Below are 12,743 nucleotides of genomic sequence, written 5' to 3'. Positions count from 1 at the left end.
TCAGGACTTGCCGTCTTCGACCAGTGGCGACGCGGTCACCATGAAGTGGACGGCTTCGGCAATATTGGTGGCATGATCGCCGATACGTTCGAGGTTCTTGGCGACAAACAGGATGTGGACACCCGGGCCAACCAGGCCGGAATCCTCGGTCATCGACAGCAGCATCTCGCGAACCAGCGTGTTGTAGCGCTCGTCCACCTCATCATCGGAATGCCAGACCCGCACGGCCGGTTCGACATCGGCCGAGGACAGGGCGTCCAGCACTTCGCGCAATTGCTTGATGACGATAGCGCCAAGCCGCTCGACCTGCTGGGTCAGCGAGACCGGGGCATAGCCGGCCAGATCGCCGGCGCGATAGGCGATATTCTTGGCCAGGTCGCCGACACGTTCGAGGTCGGTGGCGATCTTGAGTGCCGAAATCGTCATGCGCAGATCCGTCGCCAGCGGCTGGCGCAGGGCAAACAGGCGCAGGACGCGTTTTTCCACGTCAACCTGCAAGGCATTGACCTGGGCTTCGCGGGCCTTGATGTCCGGCTTGACGCTGGCATCACGGCGGACAACCGCAGCGATGGCCTTTTCAAGCTGGGTCTCGACCAACCCGCCCATGCGGGCAAGATCGTCGGCGAGCTGATCCAGCTCCTCGCCATAGGCGGTGACGATATGCGCAGTTCTTGAAAGCGCCATGACTGGCCCCCTTCTCGATGGATGCAGCGGCCTAGCCGAAGCGTCCGGTGATGTAGTCCTGCGTGCGGGTGTCGCGCGGGTTGGTGAAAATGTCCTCGGTTGGCCCGTATTCAACGAGGTTGCCCATATGGAAGAAGGCGGTCTGCTGGGAGACCCGCGCCGCCTGCTGCATCGAGTGGGTCACGATGATGATGCAGTAATTCTCGCGCAGCTCGTCGATCAGCTCCTCGATCCGCGCCGTCGCGATCGGGTCGAGGGCCGAGCACGGCTCGTCCATCAGGATGACTTCCGGATTGACGGCTATGGCGCGCGCGATGACCAGACGCTGCTGCTGGCCACCCGACAGGCTGGTGCCTGGATGGGCAAGCCGATCCGACACTTCCGCCCACAGGCCGGCCTTGTGCAGGGCATTCTCGACGATCTCGTCGAGTTCGGGGCGCGACAGGGCGAGGCCATGGATACGGGGTCCGTAGGCGACATTGTCATAGATCGACTTGGGAAACGGGTTTGGCTTCTGGAACACCATGCCGACGCTCGCGCGCAGCACGACCGGGTCGATCGACTTGTCGTTGATTTCCTGGCCGTCAATGGTCAGTGAGCCGCCGACCTTGGCGCCCTCGATCGTGTCATTCATGCGGTTCAGGCACCGCAGGAAGGTCGACTTGCCGCAGCCCGACGGGCCGATGAAGGCCGTTACCGAGCGATCGGGAATGTCGATCGAGACATTGTGCAAGGCCTGTTTGCCGGAATAGCTCACGGTCACGTCGCGCGCAGCGACCTTGATCGGCAGCTCGTCAGCCGGGTTGTGAATAGCGTCGGTCATGGATCTACCATCTCCGCTCGAAGCGACGGCGCAGATAGATGGCCAGGGCATTGAAGCCGATCATCAGCGCGAGAAGAACAAGGATTGCGGCGGCCGTGCGCGCCTCGAAGGCCCGCTCGGCGCCATCCGACCACAGGAAAATCTGGACCGGCATGACGGTGGCGGGTTGGGTAAAGCCTTCCAGGCCCAGCGTCGGGGCGTCAGCAATGAAAGCGACCATGCCGATCATAAGGAGCGGCGCGGTTTCGCCCATCGCCTGGGCCAGGCCAATGATGGAACCGGTCAGGATGCCCGGCGCCGCCAGGGGAAGAACATGGTGGAAGACGGTCTGGGTCCGTGAGGCCCCCACGGCCAGCGCCGCCTGCCGGATCGATTGCGGCACAGCCTTCAGCGCCGCGCGGGTCGCAATGATCACCGTCGGCAGCGTCATCAAGGACAGGACCAGGCCACCAACCAGCGGCGCTGATCTCGGCAGGCCGAACGCATTGATGAAGACCGCGAGGCCCAGCAGGCCGAAGACAATGGAAGGAACGGCCGCGAGATTGTTGATATTGACCTCGATCAAAGCCGTGAAGCGGTTCTTCGGCGCGTATTCTTCCAGATAAAGTGCCGTGAAGACGCCGATCGGGACCGAGATGGTGATGGTGATGATCATCGTCAGGATCGAACCGAACAAGGCACCCTTGACGCCGGCAAGTTCCGGCTCGCGGCTGTCGGCATTGGCGAAGAGATAGGTGTTGAACGCGGAACTGATCACGCCGCGGGCCTCGAGGGCCCGTGTCCAGACGATCAATTGATCGCTCACCCGGCGGCGCTCGGCCGGCGTGTCGATCACATAGAGCGTCCAGTCTGACATGGCGTCGACCGGCTCTGAGCCGAGCAGGAAGCGGCCGCTCGCCGTCGCCCCGTCTGCAGCGATACTGGTCAGCGCAACTGCCCGCCCGTCGACTTCGACCAGCACACTCGGCAAGCTGGCATCGAGTGCCAATGGGCCAGCGTCCCGCTCCAGGGTCGCGCGGATGTCGAGCGCCCGGCGCCGGTTGAGCTCGGCATCATAAAGCATGTCCTCGGCGTCATTGCCGGACAGGCCTTCGGCGCGTTCAGCCAGCGTGTCGGCCTCGACCTCGAGCAGGGTGGCACGGGCGCGCAAGGTGCGGGCAAACTCGCCCGCGAGGTCGCGAAAGTCGGTCGCGCTGGAACGCACCGTCACGGCATCACCCTCGACCGACAAGGACAGTGCCCCGTCGGTATCAAGGACCCGGTCCTCGACCAGCAGGCCCTTGAGGTAAAGGTCGAGATCATCTGCCAGCGGCATGGTGAAGACATGCCGGCTACCGATCAGCCCGGGATTTTCAAGCACCTCGTCCATCAGGCGGGTCGCGTTGAGCGCGGTGTACAGGCTGAACAGGTTGCGCAGGTCACGGCGCGCCTGCACCTCCGGGAACTCGGCCCGCATCGCACTCTGCAGGACACGGCTGTAACCACCCCGGCGCAGCGACTCCTCGCTGCCATCGCCAAGCGGGTCAATGACCTCGCGTTCAAGATCGACCGTCAGCTCCAGCTCATTGACCGTGAATGCCGGCAGGCCGCCGGAAACGATCGAGCTGAGCAATACGATCAGAATGCCAACGGCCGCCGCAACGGCGGCGAGACCGGCGGCACGAAAGCGCAGTTCGGCGCGATAGCGCGCGCCGAGATTCTTGCTGACGGCGGACCGGATCGGCGAGATGTCGGGGGTATCAGTCATATTTTTCCCGGTATCTTTGCACGACGCGCAGCGCGATGACGTTCATCAGGAGGGTGATGACAAACAGGACCAGACCGAGGGCAAAAGCCGACAGGGTTTTGGGGCTGTCGAATTCCTGGTCACCAGTCAGCAACATGACGATCTGAACCGTGATGGTGGTCACCGATTCCAGCGGATTGGCGGTCAGGTTGGCGCCTTGGCCGGCGGCCATCACCACGATCATGGTCTCGCCGACGGCACGCGATACGGCCAGCAGGACGGCCCCGACAATGCCCGGCAAGGCAGCTGGCATGATCACACGGCCGATTGTCTCGGATTTGGTCGCGCCCATGGCATAGGATCCGTCCCGCAGGGATTGCGGCACCGAGTTGATGACGTCATCGCTGAGCGAGGAAATGAAGGGGATGATCATCACCCCCATGACCAGGCCGGCAGATAGCGCGCTCTGGGTCACCACGTCGTCAATGCCGACCATGGCAAAGAAGCTGCGGATGGCCGGCCCGACGGTGAGCAGGGCAAAGAAGCCATAGACCACGGTCGGAATGCCGGCGAGGATTTCCAGGATCGGCTTCGCCGTGAGGCGAAAGCGCGGCCCGGCATATTCGGACAGGTAGATCGCGGACAGAAGACCGATCGGGACTGCGACAACCATTGCAATCAGGGTGATCATCGCCGTGCCGGCAAACAATGGCACGGCCCCGAAAGCGCCGGACTGGCCGACCTGATCCGCCCGCAACGCAATCTGCGGCGACCATTGCAAACCGAACAGGAATTCGGTCAGCGGCACGGTCGAGAAGAAACGTATGCTTTCGAACAGCAGCGAGAAGACAATGCCGACCGTTGTCAGGATCGCGATGACCGACGACAGGAACAGCATCGCGGTGACGAGGCTTTCGACATGATTGCGGGCCCGGAAGGCGACTGCGACTTGGCCGCGTGTCCGGATCAGACCGGCCACGGCGAGGGCGAGCGCCAGTCCGGCGAACAGGTTGCGCATCTGGGTGTCATGACGCGCCATGACCGCAGCCGCCGCATCGAGTTCATCGCTCGACCGGCTCGCCAGACCGTCGGTGGCGATCCGGCGGGCATCCGACAAAAACAGCTGGCGGCGTTCCCGCGGGGCATGAACGAGTTCAAACCCGGCCAGCGCACGCAGACTGGCCCCGTCCTCGGCAGCGGCACGGGCGACCGCATCCCGCAACATGTTGCGACGGGCCAGCCGGGCCTCCTCGGCCGTCGCGATCTGATTGACCAGCTCGGTCTGTTCGACCCCCAGCGCCTCAAGCCGGTGGGGGTCACGATCGCTGCCGCTGGCGTCGCGCAAATCAGCCATAGAGTTGGTGATCGCTGCGGCCCGCGCACGCAGCATGGTGAGGGCTTCCTCCAGATCACGCGTGGCGGTGTCGGCGACAAGTTCGGCCTCGAAATCGGCGGTCAGCACGACGGCGTCGCGGCGCAGCTCGCTGGCCGTCAACCGGTCAACCAGCGGAGTTCCGAACATGCCGTAGACGGCGAGCAGGAGAAACGCGGGAAGCCCGGTCCAGATCGCTACATAATAGCCGTGATAATTGGGGAGGGAATGCAGGCCCGCTGTCGCGCCGGCTACAGCCGCGATCGCGCGCGAACGACCGACATAGAAGGCGCCGGCCAGCATCACGATGATCGCGAGAGCGACTATGGCGATAATCGACATGCAATTCCCCTCGGCTCGCCGATGGTGGTCGGGTTTCGTTGGCACCGTGCTGCGTGGTACGCCCGGTGCGCGCCCCGTTTATGACAGTCGGGCTACAGTTTTGTGACAGCGCCCGAACTGCCTGCAGGGATATTCCGAATTTCGCCTCAAGCCCTTGGTGTTTGCGACGTTTTTGGCATGCGTTTCATGACAGGCAAAAACACGGTGAAAACAGAACCAGCGCCCGGCAAGCTCTCGACCGTGAAGCCGCCACGATGCCGGTTGATGATGTGTTTGACGATGGCGAGGCCGAGGCCGGTGCCCTCCCTGGGACCGCTTTTCTGACCATCAACGCGGTAGAATCGCTCGGACAGCCGCGGCAGGTTCCGGCGCTCGATCCCCTTGCCGGCATCGCGGATCCGGACCGCCACGAACCGGTCGCCCGCATCCGAACTGGGCGCGGCCAGGGTCAAACGACTTGCCCCCTCGCCCAACAAGAGGCCCGGCCGCTCGGCCTGGTCACGCGTAAGATCATTGCTGAGCTGCAGTGTCACCGTCGCGCCGGGTTCGGAATACTTGATTGCGTTCTCGACCAGATTCATCACGACCTCGAGCAATTGATCGCGATCCCCCATCGCCGTCGCCGGGTCGGCCTCGACGGACAGGGTGATAGATTTCTCGGTGATCTGCGGTCGCAGAACGTCAACGACGTCATCAATGATCGCAGCCATGTCCGCAGTACCGCCCGGCAGTACGTGTTCGTCCATTTCGACCCGGGACAGCGACAGCAGATCATTGATCAATCGCTGCATGCGTTCGGTCTGGTCGAACATGATGCCGAGGAAACGGTCGCGCGCGTCCGGGTCGTCCTTGGCATGGCCGCGCAAGGTCTCGATGAAACCGGCCAGTGACGCCAGCGGCGTCCGGAGTTCATGACTGGCATTGGCCAGAAAGTCAGCCCGCATGCGGTCGGCCCGCTTGATCGAGGTTTCATCGGACAGCACCAGCATGGCGCGCCAGGGCTGCGCCGGATCACCCTGCGACGCGACTGGCGCGACGAAGGCCCGGACATGACTCTCAACCGGCGCCATCATCGAATACTCCACCGGGTCGACAGTTTGCCCACGCAGCGCCGCGCTGACCGCCTCAAGCACTTGCGGCTGGCGCAGCACGGCCGACAAATGCCCGGTCACCGGGCCAAGACCGAGAAACTCGCGCGCCGCCGGATTGGCAATTTCAATGCGACCTCCGGCCCCGATGAGCAGGACCGGAATGGGCAGGCTGTCCAACATCAGCTTGGCATTTGCCGGGCTGTCGGGACCGCTGGCCTCATGCTCGCGCCGCGACGCCGGGTCCGGCAGCGGATTGAGGGTTGTGCGCACGGTCAGGTAATAAAAAGTAGACAGGGCCGCGATGGTGGCGATCGCCACCACGGTTTCCAGCAGTCCCAGCTCGCCGAACAGCCAGAACAGGATGAGCACCATGCTGCCGAGCGCAGCGACCGCCGCTGTGTCGCGCCGCCTGATCCGGATCAGCGGCGCCTCTGAGTCCCTTTTATTGCTCAAGTTTTAGTCGCCTTCGCACTGATGATGCGTCATGTAGCGCGCCAATCGGGCGCAAAGCTTGACCGGAGCGCCCTGTCGCGCGCCGCTTCTAGCGTGATTTGCATCCAAATGACGAGCCTGCGGCATCAAAGGTGTCATGGCAGGCGGACGACATCACGAATTTCGAGAGAGTTTTCATGCCATTCGCTATGCATTTAGTGTTTTTCGATAAAAATCTGTTGACTTTCGCTATGCCCTTCCTAGGATGCAATTCCAATTCAGATCAAGACGTGCGGGGACAACGCATGGCAAAACGTTTGCTAGTAATCGCCACAGCACTGGCCACCGCTTCCTGCAGCACGATGCAGGCCTTCGAGACGCGGGAATTCAGTGCCGATGGAACCCTTCCCCCGGCACCGACCTCCTGGTCGGCCGGGACGGGTGAAGCCGGCGCCGAACTGGCCCGCGACTGGGTCGCCTCCCTCCAGGATGCGCGGCTGACCGCTCTCATCGACGAGGCCTTCGCGGGAAATCCGTCCCTGGCCCAGTCCTTGGCACGGTATCATGGTGCCCGGGCCGCCGCCCGCATCGACGGTGCGCGTTTCCTTCCACAGCTTGACGGCAGCGCCAGCTATACCCGCACCGAGCGTAACACCGGTGCCGGATCGGACAGCGTCAGCCTGGGGCTGTCCGCATCCTGGGAAACCGACCTGTGGGGTGCCCTCCGCGACAACTCACGCGCCAGCGGCCTCAACGCCGAAGCCGCGGCAGAAGACGTGCGCGCCGCGCAATTGTCGGTCGCCGGACTGGTGGCCAAGGGCTGGTTCTCGCTGATCGAAGCCCGCCAGCAGACCGAATTGGCCGAACGCGATGTCGCAACGCGCCAGAGCTCACTCGACCTTACTGAACGCCGGTTCGCCCGCGGGCTGGTTCGCAGTTCGGACGTTCGTACCGCCCGCAGCGCGCTGGCCTCGTCGGAAGCGGCCCTCGCTTCGCGCCAGCGTGCCGAAGCATCGTCCGCGCGCAGCCTCGAAACCCTGCTTGGTCGCTATCCGTCCGCCAGCCTCGCGCCGGAAGGCGACTTCCCGGAGCTTGCCACCCTTGGCGGGCTGGGCACGCCGGTCGACCTGCTCGGTCGCCGCCCGGATGTGCGCGCCGCGCGTGATCGCCTCGATGCCGCCGGCCTGCAGTCTGAGGCCGCAGCCAAGGCCCTCATTCCGAGCCTGTCACTGCGCGGATCGTCCGGTACCGGCGGTGTCGACGTCTCGGACATGTTCGACCTCGACACGCTGGTCTCCAGCATCACGGCGTCGCTTGTGGCCCCGATTTTCGATGGCGGCACCTTGCTGGCGCAGCGTGATCAGGTCTATGCCAATGCCGAAGGCTTGGTCGCGAGCTATGTTTCGACCGTGCTGACCGCGTGGCAGGAATCGGAAAACGCGATCCATGCCGACGCCATTCTCGCCCAACGCGTCGAGAATTTGCGCCAAGCCTATGAAGAAGCCGCCGCTGCCGAGGATCTTGTGGTCCGCGAATATGCCCGCGGCGTCTCGACCATATTCGAACTGCTGACCGCCCAGTCGCGGCGGATCAGCGCTGAAAGCCAATACATCTCGGCGCGTCGCGAACGTGTGACCAATCGCGTCGACCTCTATCTCGCCCTCGCCGGCGATTTCTCCGCGGCCCAGTCCGCAGACCCGGCCGCGCACACAGGAGAATAATCATGGGTAAGTTTCTCGGACGTTTTTTGATCCTGATCGTTGTCGGCGCAGTCGGCATTGGCGTCATCATCAGCCTGGTGGCATCACAACAGCGCCCTGAGCGCGCCAATGCGGCACCGCGACCGGTCGCGGTCTTTGTCGACGAGGCTCGGCTGGACACCATCGCGCTGCAAGTGACGTCGCAGGGCGAGGCGCGGCCACGCACCCAAATCAATCTGGTTCCCCAAGTCGCCGGCCGTATCACTTTCGTGAACCCGGACTTCATCGAGGGCGGTTTCTTCGAAGCCGGCGAGACCCTGGTCCAGATCGAGGATGCCGACTATCGCCTGGCCGTGACCCGCGCCTCGGCGCAGGTCGCCCAAGCCCAGCAAGCCTTGGTCCGCGAACAGGCCGAATCCGAACTGGCTGCCAGCGAATGGGCCGAGCTCGGTGACGGCGAGGCGTCTTCCTTGACGCTGCGCGAGCCGCAATTGGCCGAAGCCCGGGCCCAGCTGGCCGCCGCCGAAGCCGCGCTGCAATCGGCACGCCTCGACCTGCAACGCACCCGCATTTCTGCACCCTTCAGCGGTCGCGTCCGCGTCAAGAATGCCGATCTCGGCCAGTATGTCTCTCCGGGCACGCCGCTGGGTGAGGTCTTCTCGACCGATGCCGTGCTGGTCCGCCTGCCGCTGACCGATCATGAACTCGGCCTGCTGGGCATTCCGATCGCCTATAATGCCGGCGGCGATGGCGAAGGCATGCCGGTCCAGCTGCGCGCCGCCCTGGGTGGCAGCCAGCAAACCTGGCAGGGCCGCATCACCCGCACCGACAGTGCCATCGACCCGCAAACCCGCGTCCTCTACGCGATTGCCGAAGTGACCGACCCCTATGGCGCCGGCGCATCGAACGGCACGCCGCTGGCAGTCGGCCTGTTTGTCACGGCCAGCATCACCGGACGGGATGTGGAAAACGCCTACATCCTGCCGCGGTCAGCTCTGCGCGGCCAGAACAGCGTCTATGTCGCCGAAGAAGGCGGAACGCTGTCGGTCCGCACGGTTGAGGTCATCGACTCCAACTCCGAGCGGGTCGTGGTCTCGTCCGGTGTCCGTGGCGGCGAAATGGTCGTCACCTCGCCGATCCGCGGCGCCAGTGATGGCATGCGCATCCAGACATTCGACGCCGAAGGCACAATGATAGCGTCCCATTCAGCAACCTATGACGAAGAAGACACGGCCGAAGGCCTGGCTGAAACCGAAACCGGCGAAGCTGACAGCGAAGCTGTCGCAAGCGCCGGTTGATCGAACAGTCCCCAGGGAGGAATACGGCGATGACCGACCCGAACACCACTCATGACGAAGCCCCGCGGGGCGGTATTATCGGCTGGTGGGCGCGGAATTCCGTCGCCGCCAACCTGGTGATGATCATCGCCGTTCTCGGCGGTTTCATCGGCTATACTTCGCTCAACCGCGAAGTCTTCCCGACCGTGTCGGTGAACGGCGCCAGCGTGTCCGTTGCCTGGCCCGGCGCTTCACCGCAGGAAGTCGAAGAACAGATCATCGTCCGCATCGAAGAAGCCCTGTCCGACATGGACGGGATCGAGACCATCACCTCGACGGCCCGCGAAGGCGGCGGCAACATCAATATCGAGGGCAAGCGCTCGGTCGATGTTGGTGAGTTCATCGACGCCATCAAGCTGGAAGTCGACTCGGTCAACAACCTGCCGCAATCAGCCTTCCGCCCGGTTGTGACGCCCTGGCGCTCGCAGGACCAAGTCGTCGGATTTGCCGTGCATGGCAGCCCCGACCGGCGTGAGCTTCAGGCGATCGGGCGCGAGATCCGCGATGAAGTGGCCCAGCTCCCGGGTGCCTCCATCGTCAACATGTGGGCAACCCGCGGCGAAGAAGTGTCCATCGAGGTCTCCGAAGAGACGCTGCGCCGCTATGACCTGACCTTTGACGAGATCGTCCGCGCCGTCCGCTCCAGCTCGCTGAATGCATCGGCCGGGAGCGTGCGAACCGATCTCGGTGATGTGAACATCACCTCGCGCCAGCTCGCCGACACGGCGCCCGAATTCGAGGACATCATCATCCGGCAGACCTCGGACGGCGGTACGCTGCGCGTCCGTGACGTTGCCCGGGTGACGGACGGATTCAACGATTTCAACCTTGAAGCCACCTATAATGGTGAGCCGATGGTGCTGGTGGTCGTCGAGACCTCGCCCAATATCGATGTCGTCGACACCTCACAACAGGTCCGGGACTACATTGATCGCAAGCGCGCCGAACTGCCCGATGGCGTCCACCTGTCGCTGTGGTGGGACAACTCGGAAATGTATACGGGGCGTATGGAGACGATTGCCAAATCGGCCCTGTTCGGCGGCATTCTGGTGCTGATCGTCCTCTTCCTCTTCCTGCGTCCGATCGTGGCGTTCTGGGTGACTGTCGGCATTTTCGTGGCCTTCGGTGGCGCCTTCCTGCTCCTGCCCATGCTCGGCGTGACGCTGAACATGCTGTCCCTGTTCGCCTTCCTGCTGGTGATCGGTATCGTCGTCGATGACGCCATCGTTGTCGGCGAGAACATCCACGACCGCGTCGAACGCGGCGAACCCGGGCTGACGGCCTCGATCGTCGGCACGCAGATGGTGGCCAAGCCGGTGATTTTCGCCGTCATCACCACCATCATGATGTTCTCGCCCTGGATGTTGCTGACCGGTCCGGAAGTCCAGTTCACCCGCCAGATCTCGCTGGTCGTGATCGCGGCGCTGGCCTTCTCGCTGATCGAGTCCCTGCTCATCCTGCCGGCCCACCTGTCGCACATGAAGCCGCAGTCCAATACCGGCCTCTTCGGGCCGCTGATTGCCGTGCAGCGGATGATCGCCAACTCGCTGCTGACCTTTGCCCGCGGCGTCTACCGCCCGGTCGCCAAGGCCTGCATCCGCAATCGTTATGCGACCTTCCTCGGCTTCTTCCTTGTCTTCCTGATCTCGATCTTCATGCTGACGACGAACCGCGTCGGCTCGGTCTTCATGCCGCAGATCGAGAATGAGACGATCCAGACCTCGATCACCCTGGCCGAGGGCACGCCCTGGAACCGGACCGAGCAGGTTCGCCAGCAGCTTGACCAGGCCCAGGACGAGGCTCTGAGCTACTATCGGGAGCAGTTCCCGGGCGAAGTCGACATGATCGAAAGCCGCTCGACCCTGGCAACCGATGGCCGTATCCGGGCCTGGATCACACTTGCCGATCCGGAAGTCCGCCCCGGCAACCTGCCGACATCAGAAGTCGCGGCCCAGATCCGCGAGTTTCTGGGACCGATCCCGGATGCCGAAGAAATCCGCCTCGACTCCACGATCAATGACGGCGGCAATTCGATGAACTTCGCCCTGTCCGGGCAAAATCTCGACGAATTGCGTGCTGCGGCAGACGATCTGAAAGCCCAACTGCGCAGCTATGACACGCTCTATGACGTCGTCGACTCGATGCAGACCTCGACCGAGGAATTGCAGGTCCGCCTGCGTCCCAACGCCCAGGCACTCGGCCTGACCCTGAATGACGTGACCCGCCAGGTCCGTCAGGCCTTCTGGGGTGAGGAAGTGCAACGCCTGCCGCGTGACGGTCAGGATGTCCGGGTGATGGTGCGCATGGACGAAGCCTCGCGCCGCTCGCTCGACACGCTTCGCGATGTCCGCATCAGGACCGCTGACGGCCGGGAGATCCCGCTGGCAGCTGTCGCCGAGGCGGATTTCGCACCGGGCCTCAACCGGATCAACCGCCGCAACGGCATGCGGACCATCACGGTCAGTGCCGAACTGTCTGACCCGGCAGCCCGCGGCGACGTCAATACCAGTCTCAACGAGAACTACTGGGAGACCTTCGAAGCCCGCTTCCCGCACGTCTCGCGTGACGAGATCGGCCAAGCCGAAGGTGAGCGCGAATTCATGGCCGAAGTCATGGTCCTGCTGCTCTTCGCGCTGATCTCGATGTATCTGCTGCTGGCGATCGCCTTCCGCAGCTACTTCCAGCCGATCGTGATCATGATCGCGATCCCGTTCTCGCTGACCGGCGCCATTTTCGGACACTATATGTTCGACATGCCGATCGCCCTCTTCTCCTACTTCGGAGTGGGCGCCGCGGCTGGCGTCGTGATCAACGACAACCTGGTGCTGATCGACTTCGTCAACCGGCTGCGGGCCAATGGCGTCGGGGCTTTCCAGGCGCTGGTCGATGCGGGTGTGCAGCGTTTCCGCCCGATCCTGTTGACCTCGGTCACCACCTTCCTCGGGATTTTCCCGATGATGGCCGAGCGCTCGACCCAGGCGGAATTCCTCAAGCCGATGGTCGTCGCCCTGGGTTTTGCGGTCATCTTCGCGCTCTTCCTGACACTGGTGATGGTTCCGGCCATGTACGCGATCGGCGTCGACATCGCCCGCTTCTTCCGGATGATGTGGACGGGCCAGAAACAGCCGGCCCTCGGCGAGCATTATACCGACACCGATTTCGCCCATGGCGAACGGCCCGGCCATCTCGACCATTCGCCTGCCGAATAATTGGCGTCAAAACGCCCCGCGTTGTAT

The 12,743-nt window shown here is 63.6% G+C and carries 8 protein-coding genes; 3 read left to right on the top strand and 5 right to left on the bottom strand.

The window, feature by feature from the left end:
* From phoU to C7435_RS01460, 5 genes are all read right to left on the bottom strand, one after another.
* Complete coding sequence (gene phoU, locus C7435_RS01480; RefSeq protein WP_075188752.1) at positions 1–684, bottom strand: phosphate signaling complex protein PhoU; 684 nt, start codon at positions 682–684, stop codon at positions 1–3.
* A 31-nt stretch (positions 685–715) separates the two neighbouring features.
* A complete protein-coding gene (gene pstB, locus C7435_RS01475) occupies positions 716–1,507 on the bottom strand; it encodes a phosphate ABC transporter ATP-binding protein PstB (RefSeq protein WP_075188751.1) in 792 nt (263 codons plus the stop codon).
* Between the two features lie 4 nt (positions 1,508–1,511).
* The gene (gene pstA / locus C7435_RS01470) at positions 1,512–3,254 is read right to left on the bottom strand and encodes a phosphate ABC transporter permease PstA (RefSeq protein WP_075188750.1); all 1,743 of its coding nucleotides are present in this window, start codon (positions 3,252–3,254) and stop codon (positions 1,512–1,514) included.
* Positions 3,247–4,947 (bottom strand): phosphate ABC transporter permease subunit PstC, encoded by a 1,701-nt coding sequence (pstC, locus tag C7435_RS01465; protein ID WP_121209747.1) that lies wholly within the window; start codon positions 4,945–4,947, stop codon positions 3,247–3,249. Before pstC ends, pstA begins: the two co-directional genes overlap by 8 nt.
* 146 nt (positions 4,948–5,093) lie before the next feature.
* Positions 5,094–6,491: an ATP-binding protein gene (locus C7435_RS01460; protein WP_233350648.1), complete on the bottom strand. Its 1,398-nt coding sequence runs from the start codon at positions 6,489–6,491 to the stop codon at positions 5,094–5,096.
* Between the two features lie 284 nt (positions 6,492–6,775).
* On the opposite strand from C7435_RS01460, the gene C7435_RS01455 reads away from it, so the two are divergent.
* Genes C7435_RS01455 through C7435_RS01445 form a run of 3 tightly spaced genes read left to right on the top strand, consistent with a single transcriptional unit; the run spans position 6,776 to position 12,716 of the window.
* Positions 6,776–8,191: an efflux transporter outer membrane subunit gene (locus C7435_RS01455; RefSeq protein ID WP_075188748.1), complete on the top strand. Its 1,416-nt coding sequence runs from the start codon at positions 6,776–6,778 to the stop codon at positions 8,189–8,191.
* A 2-nt stretch (positions 8,192–8,193) separates the two neighbouring features.
* Positions 8,194–9,468, top strand: coding sequence for an efflux RND transporter periplasmic adaptor subunit (locus C7435_RS01450; RefSeq protein WP_121209746.1), 1,275 nt, complete (start codon positions 8,194–8,196; stop codon positions 9,466–9,468).
* Positions 9,469–9,497: 29 nt separating this feature from the next.
* Positions 9,498–12,716 (top strand): efflux RND transporter permease subunit, encoded by a 3,219-nt coding sequence (locus tag C7435_RS01445; RefSeq protein ID WP_075188746.1) that lies wholly within the window; start codon positions 9,498–9,500, stop codon positions 12,714–12,716.
* Positions 12,717–12,743: the final 27 nt, after the last annotated feature.

This window comes from Maricaulis maris (genome assembly GCF_003634045.1).
Taxonomy (GTDB): domain Bacteria; phylum Pseudomonadota; class Alphaproteobacteria; order Caulobacterales; family Maricaulaceae; genus Maricaulis; species Maricaulis maris.
This window is presented reverse-complemented; position numbering and strand designations above follow the sequence as displayed.